Source organism: Ruegeria atlantica, assembly GCF_947495585.1.
GTDB classification, from domain to species: domain Bacteria; phylum Pseudomonadota; class Alphaproteobacteria; order Rhodobacterales; family Rhodobacteraceae; genus Ruegeria; species Ruegeria atlantica_G.
This window is the reverse complement of sequence record NZ_CANLZK010000002.1, coordinates 162,495-181,968: the sequence shown is the minus strand read 5'-3', so window position 1 is coordinate 181,968 and position 19,474 is coordinate 162,495. Positions and strand designations below refer to the sequence as shown.

Here is a 19,474-nt window from a genome sequence, read left to right as displayed (position 1 = left end):
GGTGTCGGGGATACCCGGGCGATCACTACCGCCCGGGTATGTGTCAGATCACGGTTTACTGGTGCGGAGCGTACCAGGTGGACAGGCCTTTTTGCAGGTCTGCGCCCAGTTCTTCGGGGCTGTTGGCGCCCTTGATGGCGGCAACGGATGCGCCCCAGGTCTCGTTCTCAAGGTTCGGCGTGCCGCGCGACAGGATCTGATATGTCGAACGGATGGTCGATTCACATTCATCACGCCAACCGACGAACTCTTTGGCCAGCGGATCTGCTAGCTCGACCGGAGTGTTAGACAGCGGGAAGAAGCCCGGCACGGCGTTGCCAAAGATTTCGGCAAACTCGGGGCTTGCGACCCACGCGAGGAAGGTCTCAGCAGCCTCGGGGTGCTCGGAAGCAGCATTCATGCCGATGCCGATATCCGTGTGGTCAGAAATATAGCAGGTGTCGCCCGCGTTTTGGACCGGCGGCTTGAACGCGCCCATCTCAAAGTCGGCCTGTGTGTTGAAGCCAGCGATTTCCCACGACCCGGCTGGGTAGATTGCAGCCCGGCCCAGGGTGAAGATGTTCTGGCTGTCGGGATAGGTCTGCGCCTCATACCCGTCGCCCAGATACTGACCCCAGCGCGCCAGTGTGGCGTAAGGCGCGGTCCAGGCTTCGTCCGTTAGTTTCTGTTCGCCCGCGATCAGGGCCTGACGACCTTCTTCGCCCTTCCAATAGTTTGGGCCGATGTTGTTGTAGCCCATTGTGGCGGCTTCCCACTGATCGTTGGTGCCCATCGCCATCGGAATGTAGGTGCCGTCTTCCTTGATCTTGTCGAGTGCAGCAAAGAACTCGTCTTCGGTGGTCGGCACGTCGATGCCCAGCTCGGCAAACGCATCCTTGTTGTAGATGAAACCGTGGATCACCGACGCCATGGGAACACAGAAGCTAGCCGAGCCGTCATCCGTCTGCCATGCCGATTTGGCCACGTCCGAGAAGTTGCTCATCGCTTCGACCGAAGACAGATCGCTCAGGTGCCCCGCCTCAAACAGTGCGAGTGAGGCGTCGAACGGGCGGCACGTGATAAGGTCACCGGCCGAACCCGCATCCAGTTTCGAGTTCAGCACAGCGTTGTATTCCGCCGGAGCTGACGGGGTGAATTGCAGCTTGATCCCCGGATGTTTGGCTTCGAACGCCGGGATGATCTGTTCCTGCCAAAGCGTCAGGTCGTCATTGCGCCAGCTTTCGATGATCAGCGTGACGTCCTCGGCATAGGCGCTTGAAGCCATCAGGGTCGTGCCCAGTAAGGCCAGTTTCAGGCTATTGCGTTTCATTCGTGTTCTCCCAGTTGGTTAGCAGTCAATTATCTTGTTCCAGCGCGGATATCAGAACTCCGTCGCTTGCATCCAGAACGGTCGAGGCATCCTTGGGTGACATGCCGCGCGCCGCGATCAAAACCGCCGGCTTCACGTCCCCGTTTGCGGCGTCCAGCGCGCGCCTTGCTGTTTCGGTATCAACTTTGGCGGTCCGCGCGACGATCCCAGTTGCCCGCGCGCGCAGCTTGTCGTTATCGGCGCGTAGGTTGACCATCATGCCGCCGTGAACGTGGCCGAGTTGCAATGCCATGAGCGATGACAGCATGTTCAGGGCGATTTTCTGGGCCGTTCCTGCGCCCATGCGCGTCGAGCCCGAGATCAATTCCGGCGGCGTTGCCAAAAGAATCGGAATATCCGCGCATTCCAGCAAAGGGCTTCCTGCGTTATTGGCAATTCCGATAACAGTTGCGCCCTGTGACTGTGCGATATTGCTGGCGGTCAAGGTGTATGGCGTTGATCCGCTTGCGGACACCGCGATGATCGTATCCGACGGTTGCAGGGTCGAAAGCGCGTCCGCTAGTCCGTCGGCTTCGTCTTCTGCGCCTCCGGGCATTTCGACACCGGTAGGCAGGCCGCCTGCCATATGTATACGGAGTTGGTTCGCAGGGATTGAGAAGGTGCCGCCCAGCTCTTGCGCGTCGGCAGCGGCCATCAATCCGGACGAGCCTGCGGCCACATAGTGCAGCACGCCGCCGGCGCGGATGGTCTGCGCCATGGCGTTGCCGCCTCGCGCGATCGCGTCCAATGCGCCACGCGCTGAGGTCGCGGCTGCAATCTGCCCCTCAACCAGCGCCCGAGCAGAGGCGACGGGGTCTTGTGGGTCCAGCTTGTTGGCGTCTGGATGCAGTTGTTCGGTCGGCGGCAGCGTCAAAAGAATCCCCCTTTGCGGTTCTCAATACAATACCTATTCAATACCACTTGTCCATAAATTTATTTTTCCAGTGGAAATCAACGTATTCTGTATCATAACAGAGAAAAGCTGCGGAAATCGGCCTATTTTGGCCTTCCTAAATTCAAATAGGTATTATAATGGTATTGTCATGACTGAGTCTCTGAGCAATGCTGTACTGGCCATAGATGGTGGCGGAACCCGATGCCGGGTTGCATGTGAAGTCGCTGGTATTGTCCATTCTGTTGAAACCGGGGCCGCCAATGTCTCGACAGATTTCGATGCGTCCGTTCTGCAGATGAAATCGGGGATCACCCAAATTGCGCAAATGCTTGCTGTAGCTGTTCAGGACCTGACACAGTTGCCCGCCTTTGTCGGATTGGCTGGCGTCACAGATGACCATATTGCCCGTCGCGTGCAGAGCGCGCTGGGCCTAACGCGGGCGTGCGTTTCCGATGATCGACCAGCCGCGCTGCGGGGTGCGCTCGCGTCTCAGAACGGCTTGATCGCCCATTGTGGCACTGGGTCCTTTGTTGCTTCGCAGAAGGATCGGGTGATGCGGTTTGCCGGGGGGTGGGGGCCAGTATTGGGGGATGAAGCGTCCGCGCAATGGGTTGGTCGTTTTGCATTGGCAGAAGCATTGAATTCCGTGGATGGAATTCAGGTCACTAGCGATCTTACGCAGAAATTGCTGGATGATTTTGGCGGTAGTGCAGGGATCGTCGAATTTGCCGGGCGGGCGACGCCGACAGAGTTCGGCGCGTTGGCCCCGATGGTTACCACTGCAGCAGTTTCCGGAGACGACGTCGCCAAAAAAATTATGCAGGCCGGTGCTACTTACATCGCCGATATGGCGGCACGTCTCGGATGGCAGCCAGAAGTCGCGATCTGCCTGACCGGCGGTATCTCTCCGCATTATGCGCACTATCTGCCTGCTGCCATGCAGTCAGAGATACGCCCTCCATCGGGTGAGCCGTTGACCGGGGCACTGGCTTTGGCGAAGGAGGTCCCGCATGAGCATTGCTGAATTCCTACGCTCTGATCTTTGGCTGACCTCGGAAAATGGTCCCCGCTACGTGCAGTTGCGGCGCAGGTTGCAAGAGGGGATCGATACGGGCGTCCTTGCGCCGAACTCATCGCTGCCATCCGAACGGGAACTGGTGGAAATTACTGAGTTGTCCCGCGTAACCGTGCGCAAGGCGATTCAGGAGTTGGTGCAGGAAGGCGTAATCGAGCAGCGTCAGGGGTCAGGGTCCTTCATTCGGGAACGTGTTCAAAGGGTTGAACAATCGCTGAAACACCTGACCTCGTTCACCGAAGATATGTCGAGCCGGGGGATGGAGACGACGTCAAAATGGTTGGAGCGCGGAGTATTTGCGCCAACCCCGGAAGAGGTCACTGCGCTGAATCTGTCAGAGGGTGAGCAGATATCCCGCATTTACCGCCTGCGTGAGGCGGACGGGCGTCCTTTGGCGCTGGAACGTGCTGCGCTGCCTCTGGATATTCTACCGAATCCGATCGAAGTCACGACGTCTCTGTACGAAGTGCTTGATGGTCTGGGCTGCCGCCCGGTGCGCGCCGTCCAAAAGATCTCAGCCCTCAATCTTGCTGCGCGAGAGGCCGAACTGCTGGAGGTGCCCGAAGGTGCGGCGGGGCTGAACATCGAGCGTATCTCATTTCTGAAAAACGGGCGGGTCGCGGAACTGACGCGGTCGCTCTACCGCGGCGACGCTTATGACTTTGTCGCTGAATTGCGCCTATAACCGGAAGGACCGGGATCAAATGTCCGAAAAGAACTCGAAAATGCGTCAGGAAATTCTGGAGATCCCTGATGCCGTCGACAGATTGCTCAGCTCGGGGGCAGACAATATTCGAGTAGCTGCGCAAAGCGTAAGGGATACGGATCCACGTTTTTTGATCTCGGTCGCCCGGGGATCATCCGACCATGCCTGCAGCTATCTGAAATATGCCAGTGAACTGCTTCTTGGATTACCGGTTGCCTCAGTAGGGCCGTCCGTCAGTTCGATTTACGGGGTGGATCTGAGGTCAAAAGGATCTGTCTGCCTGTCCATCTCGCAATCAGGCCAAAGCCCGGATATCGTTGGCCTCACAGGGTCTTTGCGAAACTCTGGCGCACTGACAATTGCGGTGACCAACAACTCTGGATCGCGCCTGGCCGACGTGGCGGATGCGGTTCTACCACTGCACGCGGGACCAGAGCTGAGCGTCGCAGCAACCAAGACATTTGTGACCTCGCTGGTGTCCGGTCTATGGCTGCTGGCCGAGGTCAAAGAGGATGCTGAATTGATCGCGGCGATCCAATCTTTGCCCGAATACCTGGCGCGGGCGGCACATTGCGATTGGTCGGCTGCAGCCGAAAAAATTACCGGGCGCTCGTTGTTTACGCTTGGTCGCGGTCCTTCTTATGCGATCTCTGACGAAGCTGCATTGAAGATCAAAGAGACCTGCCAAATTCACGCCGAAAGCTATTCAGCGGCCGAAGTGCTGCATGGTCCGGTTTCGATTGTCGAAGAAGGATTTCCTGTGATTTGCTTCGCAGCCAATGATGCAGCCGAACGGGCGACTGCCGATGCGGCTGATGCCTTGGCGGAAAAAGGGGCAGCGGTCTTTGCGACGACCACCAAAGTATCGCGCGCGCAGGCTCTGCCAGTGGTTCGAACGGATCATTGGATCACCGACCCAATAACGGCGATTACGTCTTTTTACAGCATGGTAGAGGCTGTCGCCAGTGCGCGGGGGATCGACCCGGACGCACCGCGGCACCTTAAGAAAGTGACCGAGACGGTATGACAGAGCGCAAGGTGATCTTTCGAAACGGGCCAATCTTTGACGGCAGCCGATTGTTGCACGACCACGCGATTATTTTTCGCGAGGGGCGCGTGGGTGAAGTTTTCCCCGACGCTGAGGTGACCCAGGAAAAGGACGTTGTAGATCTGAACGGCGATATCCTCAGCCCCGGTTTTGTGGATCTGCAGGTCAATGGCGGCGATGGCGTTATGTTCAACGATGATCCGTCGGTCGAAACGATCCGCAGAATTGCCGGTGCCCATCGCCGATTGGGGGTGATTTCGCTGCTGCCCACTCTGATCACCGACGAACCCGCCAAAACCCGCGCAGCAATAGATGCGACGATCGAGGCAGTGCGAGCACAAGTGCCGGGCGTCGCAGGGCTGCATTTGGAAGGGCCGCATTTGTCGGTCGCGCGGAAAGGGGCGCACGACGGTAATTTGATACGGCCGATGGCAGCAGCAGATTTGAACACGCTGATAGAAGCCGCAAATGCACTTCCCTGCCTGAAGGTAACTGTCGCCCCCGAGGCAGTGTCCGAGCAGCAGGTCCGCGCCATGAGCGACGCTGGTATCCTTGTTTCGCTCGGGCACAGCGATGCGGATTTTGCGACTTGCCAGCGGTATGCTGCCGCCGGTGCGCGTTGCGTAACCCATCTGTTCAACGCGATGAGCCAGCTGGGCAATCGTGAACCCGGTCTCGTCGGCGCAGCGCTGGCCAGCGGAACGCTGTCTGCAGGCATGATTGCCGATGGTGTCCATGTGCACCCCGCCGCGATGCGCGCTGCTTGGGCTGCGAAAACTGCGCCGGGTCAAATCTTTCTGGTCAGCGATGCGATGGCTGTGGCGGGAACCGATCAAACCGAATTCACCCTTGAAGGTCGCAAAATCACGCGAACCGACGGCAGGTTGACACTGGCGGAAGGAACGCTGGCCGGCGCAGATTTGGACCTGACGACCGCCGTTGGCGTGCTGGTCAAACAAGTCGGCGTGCCGTTGCAGGACGCACTGGCGGCGGCCACTTCTTATCCGGCTCAGCTGATCGGGTTGGCCCCGCCAACGGTCTTTGAATACGGTTCGGTGATCCGGATATCTGCCGATTTCAGCCGTTGCGAATGGCTGCCCGCGCAATCTTGAGTTTGTCTTTAACTGCCAGAACGACTGTCTGCGGGATGGGGTATACCGCCTGTCAATTTTTTGTCGACGAATTTGAAATCTGGCTTCGAACGGCGCTTGACGACATCTGACGCATCGCTTAAACCGACCAGCGCTGAGCGGGCGTCGTATACTGGCTATTACCTCAGCCTTCCAAGCTGATGAAGCGGGTTCGATTCCCGCCGCCCGCTCCAAATCAGCCCTAAAATTCTGCGTCAAATAGCCCTTTTATGTTGGGTCATATATTGTGGTTCTTGACCCGGCTTGCCGTGGCCGCCAAGAAGCGAACACTTAAGTGCGAAAAAGACGTAAGGGCCAATTATGGCAAACTCTGCCTCAGCCACGCCTAAGGGCAAACCTGCACCCGGTGCCACGGAAGAGCGTGCTGGATCGCGGAAGATAGGCGTTTTGTCGTCTCTTTGGCCATTTATGAAGCCGTATCGGGCCCTGATGACGGGTGCGGTTCTGGCACTGGTGTTGACAGCCAGCATGACGCTAACCCTGCCGCTTGCGGTACGCCGAGTAGTCGACAATTTCCGAATTGAAGATGGTGAGCTGCTGGATTGGTACTTTCTGGCGGCACTGGGCATTGCCGCGATATTGGCGGTGGGAACAGGTATCCGCTATGCGCTGGTGACCCGGTTGGGTGAGCGCGTCGTGGCCGATATCCGCAAGGCCGTGTTTAACCGCGTTATTGGGATGAGTCCCGAGTTCTACGAACGGGTCATGACCGGCGAGGTTCTCAGCCGTATCACCACGGACACGACCTTGATTCAGTCTGTGCTGGGATCGTCCGTATCCATTGCCTTGCGCAATATGCTTTTGTTCGCAGGCGGTTTGGTTCTAATGCTGCTGACCTCGGCCAAGCTAACGGGTTTGGTGCTTTTGCTGATCCCGGTTGTGGTGGTGCCGATACTTGTTCTGGGGCGTCGTTTGCGGGTCCTCAGCCGCGAAAATCAGGACTGGATCGCGGCCTCGTCGGGTAACGCAGGCGAGGCACTGAGCGCGGTTCAAACCGTTCAGGCCTTTACGCATGAAAAAGCCAGCCGGCAGCAGTTCGGCAATATGACCGAAACCTCTTATGCGGTTTCTCTTCGGCGTATTCAGACGCGCGCCGTGATGACGGTAATCGTTATCTTCCTTGTATTTTCGGGCATCGTCGGCGTGCTGTGGATGGGGGCAAACGACGTTCGTAACGGCGTGATGACCGAAGGTGTTCTGATCCAGTTCGTGATCTATTCAATCATCATGGCCGGCTCTGTCGCTGCCCTCTCTGAGATTTGGAGCGAGCTGCAACGTGCAGCCGGCGCGACCGAGCGTCTGGTGGAATTGCTGAATGCGCAGGATACCGTGATCGATCCGGATAAGGCAGCATCGCTGCCTACACCTGTTCGGGGCGAGATCCGTTTTGAGGATGTGATCTTCCACTATCCGGCCCGTCCGGATGTTGTGGCACTGGACCATCTGACCCTGTCGATCCAACCGGGTGAAACCGTGGCTTTCGTTGGTCCATCGGGTGCAGGCAAAACCACAGTGATTCAAATGATCCAGCGGTTCTACGATCCGGATGCAGGTCATGTCAGTCTGGACGGCGTTGACCTGCGTGACCTCGATCGATCCGATTTCCGGCAGCACATGGCATTGGTGCCCCAGGACCCGATCATCTTTGCAGCCTCGGCCCGCGAGAATATTCGGTTCGGGCGTCTGAACGCCTCGGATGCCGAGGTTGAGGCCGCCGCGCGTGCAGCTGCGGCACATGAGTTCATCTCGAAACTGCCCGAAGGCTATGACAGCTTTGTCGGGGAACGCGGCGTAATGCTGTCGGGCGGTCAGAAACAACGCATCGCCATTGCTCGCGCCATCCTGCGTGATGCACCGGTTCTGCTACTTGACGAGGCGACCTCGGCCCTTGATGCCGAAAGCGAACGCGCGGTTCAGGGCGCGGTTGACCAGATGCGCGCCGGGCGCACCACACTGATCGTGGCCCACCGTCTGGCGACGGTCAAAAAGGCGGATCGGATCGTTGTGATGGAAGCCGGTCAGATCGTGGCCCAAGGCACGCACGAGGATCTGGTCGTTCAGGATGGCTTGTATGCCCGTCTGGCGCGCCTGCAATTCACCGACGGAGTTGCGGCAGAATAGCCTGACGTCAGGGAAGTCAGTTTTACGCCGCTGCGTAATTCTACAAATTTGGGCGTGGCCCCTCTAACCCGTCGCTTGCACCTGCGGGGTTTTGCTTCCATCTTGTTTTGGAAAAAACCGCGCAAGACGCGGGAGAAAAACAGGGAGGAGTCACATGGCCTTTGTGGGTTTGGAAGACAAGGCGAGAATGGAGCAGGAAATGTCGTGGGAGGATCGGGATGTTCCGGTCACTTTCCACCAGTTGCTGTCACGCACAGCAGGCAAATTTCCGAACAGTGATGCGGTCAGCTTTCAGCTCATGTCTGGCCCGACAGACAAGGCCGAGACGCTGACGTGGTCGCAACTGTTGGGCAAAGTCAATCAGGCGGCAAACTTGTTCCGGTCTTTGGGCGTCGGAGAGAAAGACGTGGTGGCCTATGTGCTGCCCAACTGTAACGAAACGCTGGTCACCCTGATGGGCGGCGCGGTCGCAGGGATCGTGAACCCGATCAACCCGTTACTTGAGCCCGAACAGATCGCAGCAATTCTGCGCGAAACCGGCGCCAAAGTGGTCGTGACGCTGAAGTCCTTCCCCAAGACTGATGTGGCGCAAAAGGTCGAAGAGGCGGTGCGCCATGCGCCCAACGTCAAAACCATTCTCGAGATTGACCTCAACCGCTATTTGACGCCGCCAAAATCCTGGCTGGTGCCCTTCCTGCGCCCCAAAATGGGCGACAAGGAAAAACTGGCGCATGCGGACTATAAGAACTTCAATAAAGAACTGGCCAAGCAACCGACGACGCTGACTTTCGAAGACAGCAAGGAAGATCGCGTTGCCTGCTATTTCCACACCGGCGGCACGACCGGTATGCCGAAGGTGGCGCAGCACAAATACTCAGGCCTGATCTACAACGGCTGGCTTGGGAGCACGCTGCTGTTTTCCGAAGAAGACGTGATCATGTGCCCGCTGCCGATGTTCCACGTTTTTGCCGTGCACGTGATCATGATGGCCGCTGTGTCGTCAGGCGCCCATGTGGTATTCCCAACGCCTGCGGGATATCGCGGCGACGGCGTGTTCGACAATTTCTGGAAATTGATCGAGCGCTGGAAAGTAACGTTCATCATCACCGTACCCACAGCGATTGCTGCCAAGATGCAGCGACCCGTAGATGCGGACATCTCAAGCGTGAAGACCGCGTTCTCAGGTTCAGCGCCTTTGCCCGTCGAACTGTTCCGCCGGTTCGAAGAAGCGACCGGCGTGACCATCGTGGAAGGCTACGGTCTGACCGAAGCCACCTGTCTGGTGTCCTGTAACCCGGTGGATGGGGAAAAGAAGATCGGCTCGATCGGTATTCCGTTCCCTTATACGGATGTGAAAATCCTGCAGGATGGTCCGGATGGGCCAAAGGAATGCGCCGCAGATGAAATCGGTGAGATTTGTATCTCGAACCCCGGTGTCTTTGCGGGCAATACCTATACCGAGGCGGACAAGAACGTAGGTCTGTACCACTTCGACAAATACTTGCGCACAGGCGATCTGGGACGCTTTGACGGGGATGGCTACCTTTGGATCACAGGTCGTGCCAAGGACCTGATCATTCGCGGCGGTCACAACATTGACCCGGCCGAGATCGAAGAAGCCCTGTTGGGGCACGATGCTGTCGCGTTTGCCGGTGCCATCGGGCAGCCTGACGCCTATTCGGGCGAGGTGCCTTGCGCCTTTGTCGAACTGGTCGATGGGGCCTCGGTGACCGAGAAAGAGCTGATGGACTATTGCAATGTGCATGTCCACGAACGTGCGGCGCAACCCAAGCACATGACCATTCTGGATGAGCTGCCCAAAACTGCCGTGGGGAAGGTCTTTAAACCCGAACTTCGCAAACAGGCGATCACGCGTATCTATAACGGCGCGTTGGAAGAGGCTGGTCTTGAGGCGCGCGTTGTGTCCGTTACCGACGATAAGAAGCGTGGACTCGTTGCGCAGCTTGACGCGAAGGGTTCCTCAGAGGACGATGTCAGCAAAGTGCTGGGATCGTTCACCCGGCCGTGGGAGTGGGCTGCCTGACCGGGAGGAAACATGGATTATGAACGTCTGATTGATGAAGAGACTTGGGCGTTCATAAAACGAACGGCTGAAAGCTATCCGGATGACGCGGTCGACCTGTCGATCGATGATCAACGCCGGGTCTACGACACGATGTGTCGCGACTTTCGCCAACCCCGCCCACAAGGGGTCGAAACACAGGACAGGCAGGCCGATGGTGTGCCTGTCCGCGTTTACAATGCAGGTCAGCCGACACGAACCGTCATCTATTTTCATGGTGGCGGTTTTGTTGTTGGCGGATTGGACAGCCACGATGATGTATGCGCCGAGATTTGCGCGCAGACCGGGTATCGGGTTGTGGCCGTGGACTATCGCCTGTGCCCCGAACACGTACATCCTGCGCAGTTTCAGGACAGCTGGACCGCTACGAACTGGGCCGTGCAGGAGTTTGGCGATCCTATTGTCCTGGCCGGTGACAGTGCCGGTGGCAATCTGGCGGCAGCGGTCGCCCAATATGGGCGAGGGCGGTTGCAGAATGTGCTGGGGCAGGTGCTGATCTACCCAGGCTTGGGCGGCGACAGCGCGAACGGGTCGTATATCGAACACGCCCACGCGCCGCTATTGACGCTGGATGAGATCGTTTTCTACGAAAAGGTACGTTGCGGTGGCACTGTCCCGCAAAACGACCCGACATTTGCGCCGCTTCACGACACGGATTTCTCGGGCCTGCCGCCAACTGTGGTGGTGACCGCAGATTGCGATCCGCTGCGAGATGACGGTTCCGCCTATTGCGACAAGATTTCCGCTGCCGGAGGGCAGGCGCATTGGATCAACGAGCCGGGCCTCGTTCACGGCTATCTGCGCGCGCGTACCAGTGTTAAGCGCGCGGCAGACAGTTTTGAGAGGATTTCGGTCGCGATCGAGGCGTTGGGTCAGCAAATCTGGCCCTACGATTGATCTTTCACTTCAGGAACGGTTTCGCCTTCATCGTTGCGGCAATGGGCGCGCCCATGCGATTCAGGATCGTAGGCGCCAGCTGTAGCTGGTCGATTACCGTGTCGACCTCGGGGCCTTCCGCGTCGCCAAAGTAGTACAGTGCCGTTTCCTGTTGCAGCGGGCTGCGCCCGCCGTGGTGCCCCCGCTCATCCTGTCCGTGATCAGCGGTCACAATCACGTCGTACCCCAGTTGCCGCCAACGCGGGATGAAAGGGGCCAGCATCTCGTCTGCGACGAAACAGGCGTGGTCCATCTCTTCGCAATCATGGTAGAAACGGTGCCCCATACTGTCCAATGTGCAGGCATGCAGCAGGCCGTAATCCAGCCCATGACGCAGGCAAAGGGTGGTCAGAGTGGCATAGAGATCTACGTCAGACGGGGTCATCTGATTGGCTTTTCCATAGCCGGTCATCGTGTGAAAGCGGCCGTGGTTGATCGTTTTGCTCTCAGGCTCATCATATTCGATGTCGCGGACGTAATCGAACGGGTGGCGGTTGAAGAACTGCGACCAATAGCTGTGGGTGACAGCTCCGGTTACGCCGCCAGCTTCACGGACCTGGCTGAAGACGTCCTTATGGCCTAAGCGAAAGACATTACCGTTGCCGGTACAGCCATGCTCCTGTGGTGTGACACCAGTGTGGATCGAGGCATAGCAGCTGGCGGATGTGGACGGCAGAACAGCACGCAGTTTCCACACGCGCGCCTCACCGCTGTCGACCCAACCTTCAAGGTTACCGAACAACCGTCGGAAATTGCGCCACGGAACACCGTCCAGGATGATAAGGAGTAGTTTCCGGTCCATGTCTTTGGCCTTTTGACTAAATATTTCTGGCGACCCTAGGGGATTCGCGATCAGGGGTCTGCCCGTTCACGCCTCCAATAGCAAAATCCCGACACCTGTCATCGAACAAGGCGCCGGGATTTCAATTTTTCACTTACCTGTCACGGAAAGGGCAGGGGTCAGTTCCCGGCGCTTTCCATTTTGCGGTGGGCAACGACCTCTTCCAGCCAACCCAGATGCATCTCGGGGACGGAACTGAGCAGCAGGTCAGTATAGTCGTCGAACGGCGGGCTCAGCACCTCGCTTTTCGACCCATAGCGAACCACGCGACCCTGATACATCACCGCGATACTATCGCTGATCGCGCGCACCGTCGCCAGATCGTGGGTGATGAACAGGTACGCCACATCCTCGATCTTCTGAAGGTCCAGCAGCAGTTTCAGGATGCCGTCCGCAACCAGTGGATCAAGTGCCGAGGTGACTTCGTCACAGATGATCATCTTGGGCTTGGCCGCCAGTGACCGCGCGATACAGACACGCTGTTTCTGACCACCTGACAGTTCCGCCGGATAGCGGTCCATGTACTTTTCGCCCAGTTCGATCTCATCCAACAGCTCGATGATCCGCTTGCGTTTTTCGGCACCGCGCATGTTGAAGTAAAACTCCAGCGGGCGTCCGATGATCGTACCAACCGTCTGGCGTGGGTTCATTGCCACGTCGGCCATCTGGTAGATCATCTGCAACTCACGCAGGTCTTCACGGCTGCGGCCCTTCAGATCGCCACTGAGCTTGCGGCCAGCAAAGGTGATCTCACCATCACGCGGCGGCAGCAAGCCTGTGATCACCCGCGCCAGTGTCGACTTGCCCGAGCCGGATTCGCCGACGACGGCCAGTGTCTGCCCCGGGTGAAGTTCGACATTGACGTTGTGTAGCACGTCGAAATTCAAACCCTTGTAGCGCGCGGTAATACCTTCGACGCTCAATACCGATTCCGGTGTGGGTTTTTTCTCTTCGTGCTCGATCGAGCGGACCGAAACCAGCGCCTTGGTATACTCTTCCTGCGGGTTGTTGATGATCTGGTCGGTATTTCCATACTCGACCGTATTGCCCATCCGCAGAACCATGATGTCATCACTGACCTGAGCGACAACGGCGAGGTCATGCGTGATATAGAGCGCAGCAACGCCAGTATCGCGAATGGCCTCTTTAATCGCCATCAGAACGTCGATCTGAGTGGTCACATCCAGTGCTGTGGTCGGTTCATCAAACACCACAAGATCAGGCTCGGGGCACAGCGCCAGCGCCGTCATGCAACGCTGTAGCTGACCGCCCGAGACCTGGTGCGGGTAACGATCACCGATATTGTCCGGATCGGGCAGCCCTAGCTTGGCGAACAGTTCCCGGGCACGGCCTTCGGCCTCTTTACGCGAAAACTTCTTATGTTCGACCGCCGCTTCGACCACCTGATCCATGATCTTCTTGGCCGGGTTAAACGACGCGGCCGCGGATTGCGAGACATAGGCAACTTCGCCCCCACGCAGATTGCGGATATCGCTATGCGGGGTCTTCAGAATGTCGCGCCCGTTGACCCAGACTTCGCCACCGGTCAGTTCGACGCCACCGCGGCCATAAGCCATGGACGCCAGACCGATGGTCGATTTACCGGCACCGGATTCACCTATCAGCCCCAAAACCTTGCCGCGTTCGAGGTCAAAGCTGACCCCATGCACGATTTCGATGTCATGGGGTTTTTCACCCGGCGGATAGACGGTCGCGCCGATCTTGAGGTTGCGGACCTTGAGAAGGGTATCACTCATCCCCGGCCTCCTTTCAGCGATGTGGTACGGTTCAAAACCCAGTCAGCAACAAGGTTGACCGAGATGGCGAGCGTCGCGATGGCTACAGCGGGGTACAGGGCCGCGCCGATGCCATAGACGATTCCGTCCTTGTTTTCCTTCACGATGCCGCCCCAGTCCGCCAGCGGCGGTTGGACGCCCAGGCCCAGGAACGACAGGGTCGAGATGAACAGGACCATGAAGATGAACCGCAGCCCGAATTCAGCCACCAGAGGCGACAGAGCGTTTGGCAGTATTTCCCGGAAGATGATCCAGCGCCGGCCTTCACCGCGCAGCTTTGCGGCTTCGACATAGTCCATCACGTTGATGTCCACGGCGACCGATCGAGACAGTCGGTAAGGACGTGTGGCGTCCAACAGCCCCATCACAAGGATCAGGATCGGAACGGTAACCGGAACAATCGCCAGGATAACCAGTGCCAGGATCAGCGTTGGGATCGACATGATCAGGTCAACCGTCCGGCTCAGCGCCTGGTCAGCCCAACCACCCAGAACCGCAGCCAAAAGGCCCAGCGAGGTGCCAGTGATAAAGCTGAGGATCGTAGCCATCGCAGCGATAAAGATGGTCGTGCGACCACCATAGATCATACGTGTCAGCAGATCGCGCCCGATATTGTCCGTGCCCAGCAGATGCTCGGCGCTTGACGGTTCCCACACATCACCGACCACTTCGGCCATTCCGTAAGGGGCGATCAGTGGGGCTGCGATCGCTATGAAAAAGTACAGTCCGGTGAAAAACAGACCGACGGCGGCCGAAATAGGAATGTTCTTCATCATTTCGGATGCCTCAGTCTTGGGTTGGCAAGGATAGACACAATATCGGCAACCATGTTGAGCCCGATATAGACCGCGGCAAAGACGACGCCGCAGGCCAGAACGACTGGCACGTCACGCTTGGTCACCGAATCCACCAAATATTGCCCCATGCCGGGATATACGAACACCACTTCAACAACGACGACGCCCACAACCAGATAGGCCAGGTTCAGCATCACAACGTTGACAATGGGGGAAATCGCGTTGGGAAACGCGTGGCGCGCAATGACCTGAAAATTCGAGAGGCCTTTCAGTTCGGCCGTTTCGATGTAGGCCGATTGCATCAGGTTCAGGATTGCAGCGCGGGTCATTCGCATCATCTGCGCCAGAACCACCAGTGTCAGAACGAAGGCAGGCAAGGCGATGGCATTGAGCTTTTGCCCGAAGGACATTGTGTCGTTGATCATTGCGAGTGAGGAGAACCAGCCCAGTTTTACTGAGACGAAGTAGATCACCACGTAACCGATCAGGAATTCCGGGATCGAAACCGTTGTCAGGGTGATGGCAGAGATCAGTTTGTCAGGCCAGCGGTTGCGGTACCGAACGGCCAGAAGGCCTAGAAAGATAGCAAGCGGCACGGATACGACGGCTGCAGCACATGCCAGGAAAAGGGTGTTCCCTAAGCGCTTTCCGATGCTTTCTGCGATGTCGAGTTTGTTGGTCAAAGACTGACCCAGATCGCCCTGCAGGATGCCGCCCAACCATTCGAAATATCGGGTTAAAGCGGGACGGTTGAGGCCCATTTCCTCGCGCAGGTTTGCCAGCGCCTCGGGGGTTGCGGATTGGCCAAGGACCGCTTGCGCAGCGTCCCCAGGCAGGGCTTCGGTGAGGCCGAAAATCAGAGCCGATGCACCGAAGAGAAGCAGGAGTCCCAGCGCGAGGCGCTGGGAAACCAGTTTGATGATAGGATGCATTATCCGTGGGCCCTATCAGGCGAACCACATCTTGCGTGACATGTTGCCATTCATCATCTCTTGGGTCGGGTCGCTTTCCCAACCTTCGAGCTGATTGGTGACGCCTTCGACAAAATCGTTGAACATCGGGCAGATCAGACCGCCCTGGTCGCGGACCATCATGCCCATTTTGCTGTAGATGTCCTTGCGTTTGTCGTTGTCCAGTTCGGCCCGTGCTGCAAACAGCATTTCGTCGAACTCTGGCACCTTGAAGCGGGTGTCGTTCCAGTCGGCAGTCGACAGATACGCTGTCGCGTACATCTGATCCTGCACCGGACGGCCACCCCAATAGGATGCGCAGAACGGCTGAACGTTCCAGACCTCGGACCAATAGCCATCGTTGGGCTCGCGCTTGATTTCCAGCGGGATACCGGCCTGAGCCGCGCTTTGCTGGAACAGGGCCGCTGCGTCAACGGCACCCGGGAAGGCGCCATCTGCGACACGCAGGATGATCGGCGAACCGTCATGGCCCGACTTCGCATAGTGCTCTGCCGCCTTTTCAAGGCTGAAGTCGCGTTGCGGGATAGAGCCGTCAAACAGCGGGTATGCCGCATTGATCGGCATGTCGTTGCCAATTGTGCCGTAGCCGCGCAGAACCTTGTCGACCAAGTCCTGGCGGTTGATTGCGTGTTTCAGCGCCAGCCGCAGTTCGTTGTTGTCGAACGGCGCGGTGTCGCAATGCATGATGAACACATAATGTCCACGGCCGGCGGTCGAGTGCACCGTCAAGTTCGGGGCGCGGCCCAGCAGATCGGCGACCTTTGGTTCGACGCGGTTGATCGCATGAACCTGACCGGATTGCAGAGCAGCCGTACGGGCAGTCGCATCGTTGATGACAATTACTTCGACGCTGTCGAAATTGCCGAAATCGGGGTTCCAGTGGTTGGCAAATTTCTTGAACACGTGGCGTACGCCGGGCTCGTCGACTTCCAACTGGTATGGTCCGGTGCCAATGCCAGCACCTGGGTTTTCCATTCCGCCATCAGGCTGAATGATCAGGTGATAATCGGCCATCAGATAAGGCAAGTCGGCATTTGGCTCAGTCAGTGTGACCTGGAAATTGTCGCCATCGGCCTTCATTGACTCGATGCCCTTCATGATACCCAGGGCACCGGACTTGGAGTCTTCGTTCGAGTGGCGCTCCATGGTTTTCAGCACGTCTTCGCTGGTCATGGTCTTGCCGTTGTGGAATTCGACGCCCTGACGCAGTTTGAACGTCCAAACTTTGGCGTCCGCGCTGCCTTCGACGGCTTCAGCCAGGCGCGGCTCGATCGACCCGTCGGGCGCAACTTCCACAAGCTGGTCACCGAATTGTTTGCCGTTCTGGAACGGCACCGAGCTGGCATAGGTCGCCGGATCCAGCGAGTTGGTGGATTCGCCGCCCTGCAAGCCAAATTTTAGATCGCCGCCCTTGTTCGGTCCTGCCGCGCGCGCAGCGTCAGCGAACATGGTGCTGGCCATCGCCGCCGACACACCCAGAGCCGCCGCTTTCCCCATGAATTCGCGACGGGTCAGTTTGCCCGCAGTGACCTGACCGGCCATGTGAGTGAGTTGTTCGTTCATTTAGTGATCTCCCAGTTGATTGAATTTCAGCCCTTCCCGGGCATTTTTATTGACGCATGAGTCAAGTTAGGCGCATTTCGGTCTACCGAGCAAGGACAAATGTCTGACCTTTGGCCACCAAAATATCACATCTGGTTTCGTGGAACGGCGTCCTCCGTTTGTTTAGAGAATACCAAAGTTTCGTTTTCAAAAGCACTTATCTGTGCCTTGAGAAAAAAGTTCTCACGATCCGACCACATTTCGCAGGATGTTTCCGTGCGCAGGTCTATCCCGTCCCGACTGATCTCCTGTGTCCAGCGGCACTGCCCGTGCGCGGATAGCGGGTCGTCGGGGTTGATGGTCCAGCGCTCATATGCTGTGCCACCATGCGTAAGCCCGTGGTGATTGTCCTTTACGCGACCAAAATCGTCTTCGATGATCATCCGGGTTTCACCTGAATTCAAGTCAGTTTCCACCCGGCGAGAATTGCTGCTTTTCCGCAGCGACGTCACGTCAATCGGGGTTTCAGAATCGGGTGGTTGAAACACATGTTCATCATCACCTGCAGTCGGCCGTTTCGGGATCGTAATCGTACCACCTGCCAGGTGCAGTTCGACGGGTTCGGGTGAGGGCCAGATCAGCGGCCAATACGCGCTGGAAACAGCCACCCGTACGCGATGCCCTTTGGGAACGCGATAGGCGATGTGATCCAGGTCCAATGAGATTTCGTAGGGCGCTCCGGGCGTCAACGGAGTTGGTTGCGCGTGGCAATCTCGGTGCGACAGGTTCAGAACGCCATAGGTGATCCGGGTTGAGGCCCCATCCGGATGGACATGATTTAACCTAACGGCAATCTGTGCCTGCGGTCGGTCGGCACTGACATTCAGGCAAATGCGCGGAGCGCCGACAATATCCAGATCTTCCGACAAAGGCGGGCCATCGAAACAGGCGGACAACGCATCATCGGCGCGCTGATCGCCAGGCATGTCGGGTCCCAGCCAAATTGCGCAATACTCGCCGCCATCCATGCCGCAGGTTTGGGGCGACTGGACCCGCATATCCAGCGGCTCATCTTTTCCGAGCCCACCGTCGGACAGGTTCAGTGTCAGGTTGGACAAATGCGAGGTCGCGCCGGCTTGCTCGCTGATCCAGCGCCCGGGTCTGTTGTTGTACCACCTCTTTGGGCGGACGCCGTCCATCAGATACGCTCGATAGTCTGGGTCGGTTTCAACGCCGCCATCCAGACCCTTCAGCCAATGATCCCACCAACGCAGCGCCTCTTGCAGAAAACCGATCCTCGGTTCGGGCACTGCGAAATGCGGGTATTTGTGCACCCATGGCCCCACGATTCCCTTGACCGGAGCGCTAAGCTGTTCGACCAGCAGCGGCACGGTATTCTTGTACGCGTCACCCCAGCCGCCTATGGCCAAAGTCGCCGCGCGGATCGCGCTGAAATCTTCGCAGACAGAGCCATGCTGCCAATAGGCGTCGCGCGTCTGGTGGCGCAGCCAGATCAAGGGTAGGAACGGTTGGTTTTCCAAACGCTCAAGCCATAACTCCCGCCAGTTGCGGCGCAGCGTAGGGTCCGGTGCGCGAGATGAGTACGACCACATGGTCGCGCCCCAACCCAGGTTTTCATTCAGCAAGCATCCGCCCTTAAAGTGGATGTCGTCTGCGTAACGATCTGCGGTTGAACACAGAGTGATAATTGCTTTCAGCGGCGCGGGTTGAAGGGCGGCAACCTGAAGCGCGTTGAACCCGCCCCAGCTGATTCCCATCATCCCAACGGTGCCCGAACACCACGGCTGATCCGCCAGCCATTGAATTGTGGAAACGGCATCATCCAGCTCTTGCTGGGTATACTCGTCTTCCATCAACCCTTCGCTGTCTCCATTGCCGCGCATGTCCACACGAATGCAAGCATAGCCGCGTTTGGCAAACCATGGATGGGTCAGGGCATCCCGCGTCGCCGTGCCGTCGCGCTTGCGATAGGGCAGGAACTCCAAAATGGCCGGAACGGGGTTACTGTCCGCATCCACCGGGCGCCAGACACGCGCTGAAAGACGACATCCATCCGGCATCACTATGCCGACATCCGGTAGATCTTCGATATCGCATAGCGAATTGGGCGAGCGAGTCATTTCGGAAGTCTTTCGGTCTTTGT

At 57.9% G+C, this 19,474-nt stretch carries 15 protein-coding genes and 1 tRNA gene; 8 read left to right on the top strand and 8 right to left on the bottom strand.

Annotated features, from left to right (window positions below; translation table 11 throughout):
• Nucleotides 1–55 precede the first annotated feature (55 nt).
• Together QMP16_RS06650 and QMP16_RS06645 are read right to left on the bottom strand one after the other, a co-directional pair.
• The gene (locus tag QMP16_RS06650) at nt 56–1,309 is read right to left on the bottom strand and encodes an ABC transporter substrate-binding protein (RefSeq protein WP_282151720.1); all 1,254 of its coding nucleotides are present in this window, start codon (nt 1,307–1,309) and stop codon (nt 56–58) included.
• Nucleotides 1,310–1,334: 25 nt separating this feature from the next.
• Entirely contained in the window at nt 1,335–2,222 is an 888-nt protein-coding gene (locus QMP16_RS06645) for an N-acetylmuramic acid 6-phosphate etherase (RefSeq protein ID WP_282151719.1), read from the bottom strand.
• 169 nt (nt 2,223–2,391) lie between these two features.
• Here QMP16_RS06645 and QMP16_RS06640 point away from each other — a divergent pair, with 169 nt between their 5' ends.
• The 8 genes from QMP16_RS06640 to QMP16_RS06605 all read left to right on the top strand — a co-directional run bounded on the left by QMP16_RS06640 (nt 2,392) and on the right by QMP16_RS06605 (nt 11,324).
• The gene (locus QMP16_RS06640; RefSeq protein ID WP_282151718.1) at nt 2,392–3,267 is read left to right on the top strand and encodes a BadF/BadG/BcrA/BcrD ATPase family protein; all 876 of its coding nucleotides are present in this window, start codon (nt 2,392–2,394) and stop codon (nt 3,265–3,267) included.
• On the top strand, nt 3,254–4,003 hold the full coding sequence (locus tag QMP16_RS06635) for a GntR family transcriptional regulator (RefSeq protein ID WP_282151717.1): 750 nt from the start codon (nt 3,254–3,256) through the stop codon (nt 4,001–4,003). Before QMP16_RS06640 ends, QMP16_RS06635 begins: the two co-directional genes overlap by 14 nt.
• A 19-nt stretch (nt 4,004–4,022) precedes the next feature.
• Nucleotides 4,023–5,051 (top strand): SIS domain-containing protein, encoded by a 1,029-nt coding sequence (locus tag QMP16_RS06630; RefSeq protein WP_282151896.1) that lies wholly within the window; start codon nt 4,023–4,025, stop codon nt 5,049–5,051.
• Nucleotides 5,048–6,184: an N-acetylglucosamine-6-phosphate deacetylase gene (nagA, locus tag QMP16_RS06625; RefSeq protein ID WP_282151716.1), complete on the top strand. Its 1,137-nt coding sequence runs from the start codon at nt 5,048–5,050 to the stop codon at nt 6,182–6,184. Before QMP16_RS06630 ends, nagA begins: the two co-directional genes overlap by 4 nt.
• Nucleotides 6,185–6,321: 137 nt before the next feature.
• Nucleotides 6,322–6,396 (top strand) — tRNA-Gly (locus QMP16_RS06620).
• A 127-nt stretch (nt 6,397–6,523) separates the two neighbouring features.
• The gene (locus QMP16_RS06615) at nt 6,524–8,344 is read left to right on the top strand and encodes an ABC transporter transmembrane domain-containing protein (protein WP_282151715.1); all 1,821 of its coding nucleotides are present in this window, start codon (nt 6,524–6,526) and stop codon (nt 8,342–8,344) included.
• Nucleotides 8,345–8,498: 154 nt separating this feature from the next.
• The gene (locus QMP16_RS06610; RefSeq protein WP_282151714.1) at nt 8,499–10,388 is read left to right on the top strand and encodes an acyl-CoA synthetase; all 1,890 of its coding nucleotides are present in this window, start codon (nt 8,499–8,501) and stop codon (nt 10,386–10,388) included.
• 12 nt (nt 10,389–10,400) lie between these two features.
• Nucleotides 10,401–11,324, top strand: coding sequence for an alpha/beta hydrolase (locus QMP16_RS06605; RefSeq protein WP_282151713.1), 924 nt, complete (start codon nt 10,401–10,403; stop codon nt 11,322–11,324).
• Between the two features lie 4 nt (nt 11,325–11,328).
• On the opposite strand, the gene QMP16_RS06600 is transcribed toward QMP16_RS06605, so the two are convergent.
• The 6 genes from QMP16_RS06600 to QMP16_RS06575 all read right to left on the bottom strand — a co-directional run bounded on the left by QMP16_RS06600 (nt 11,329) and on the right by QMP16_RS06575 (nt 19,451).
• A complete protein-coding gene (locus tag QMP16_RS06600) occupies nt 11,329–12,165 on the bottom strand; it encodes an alkaline phosphatase family protein (protein WP_282151712.1) in 837 nt (278 codons plus the stop codon).
• Nucleotides 12,166–12,323: 158 nt separating this feature from the next.
• On the bottom strand, nt 12,324–13,961 hold the full coding sequence (locus QMP16_RS06595) for an ABC transporter ATP-binding protein (RefSeq protein ID WP_282151711.1): 1,638 nt from the start codon (nt 13,959–13,961) through the stop codon (nt 12,324–12,326).
• The gene (locus tag QMP16_RS06590; RefSeq protein ID WP_108859503.1) at nt 13,958–14,773 is read right to left on the bottom strand and encodes an ABC transporter permease; all 816 of its coding nucleotides are present in this window, start codon (nt 14,771–14,773) and stop codon (nt 13,958–13,960) included. The genes QMP16_RS06595 and QMP16_RS06590 overlap by 4 nt, the downstream gene beginning before the upstream one ends.
• On the bottom strand, nt 14,773–15,729 hold the full coding sequence (locus QMP16_RS06585; protein ID WP_058276793.1) for an ABC transporter permease: 957 nt from the start codon (nt 15,727–15,729) through the stop codon (nt 14,773–14,775). Before QMP16_RS06585 ends, QMP16_RS06590 begins: the two co-directional genes overlap by 1 nt.
• Nucleotides 15,730–15,744: 15 nt before the next feature.
• Nucleotides 15,745–17,331, bottom strand: coding sequence for an ABC transporter substrate-binding protein (locus tag QMP16_RS06580; RefSeq protein ID WP_282151710.1), 1,587 nt, complete (start codon nt 17,329–17,331; stop codon nt 15,745–15,747).
• 125 nt (nt 17,332–17,456) lie between these two features.
• Nucleotides 17,457–19,451 carry a CocE/NonD family hydrolase gene (locus QMP16_RS06575; RefSeq protein ID WP_282151709.1) on the bottom strand — a complete coding sequence of 665 codons (1,995 nt, stop codon included), beginning with the start codon at nt 19,449–19,451 and terminating at the stop codon, nt 17,457–17,459.
• Nucleotides 19,452–19,474: the final 23 nt, after the last annotated feature.

Excerpts from the sequence above, each read along its gene's own strand:
- QMP16_RS06615 (WP_282151715.1), top strand. The coding sequence starts at position 6,524 with ATGGCAAACTCTGCCTCAGCCACGCCTAAGGGCAAACCTGCACCCGGT.
- QMP16_RS06640 (WP_282151718.1), top strand. The coding sequence starts at position 2,392 with ATGACTGAGTCTCTGAGCAATGCTGTACTGGCCATAGATGGTGGCGGA.
- QMP16_RS06610 (WP_282151714.1), top strand. The coding sequence starts at position 8,499 with ATGGCCTTTGTGGGTTTGGAAGACAAGGCGAGAATGGAGCAGGAAATG.
- QMP16_RS06580 (WP_282151710.1), bottom strand. The coding sequence starts at position 17,331 with ATGAACGAACAACTCACTCACATGGCCGGTCAGGTCACTGCGGGCAAA.
- QMP16_RS06605 (WP_282151713.1), top strand. The coding sequence starts at position 10,401 with ATGGATTATGAACGTCTGATTGATGAAGAGACTTGGGCGTTCATAAAA.
- QMP16_RS06630 (WP_282151896.1), top strand. The coding sequence starts at position 4,023 with ATGTCCGAAAAGAACTCGAAAATGCGTCAGGAAATTCTGGAGATCCCT.
- QMP16_RS06590 (WP_108859503.1), bottom strand. The coding sequence starts at position 14,773 with ATGAAGAACATTCCTATTTCGGCCGCCGTCGGTCTGTTTTTCACCGGA.
- QMP16_RS06575 (WP_282151709.1), bottom strand. The coding sequence starts at position 19,451 with ATGACTCGCTCGCCCAATTCGCTATGCGATATCGAAGATCTACCGGAT.
- QMP16_RS06595 (WP_282151711.1), bottom strand. The coding sequence starts at position 13,961 with ATGAGTGATACCCTTCTCAAGGTCCGCAACCTCAAGATCGGCGCGACC.
- QMP16_RS06585 (WP_058276793.1), bottom strand. The coding sequence starts at position 15,729 with ATGCATCCTATCATCAAACTGGTTTCCCAGCGCCTCGCGCTGGGACTC.
- nagA (WP_282151716.1), top strand. The coding sequence starts at position 5,048 with ATGACAGAGCGCAAGGTGATCTTTCGAAACGGGCCAATCTTTGACGGC.
- QMP16_RS06635 (WP_282151717.1), top strand. The coding sequence starts at position 3,254 with ATGAGCATTGCTGAATTCCTACGCTCTGATCTTTGGCTGACCTCGGAA.
- QMP16_RS06650 (WP_282151720.1), bottom strand. The coding sequence starts at position 1,309 with ATGAAACGCAATAGCCTGAAACTGGCCTTACTGGGCACGACCCTGATG.
- QMP16_RS06600 (WP_282151712.1), bottom strand. The coding sequence starts at position 12,165 with ATGGACCGGAAACTACTCCTTATCATCCTGGACGGTGTTCCGTGGCGC.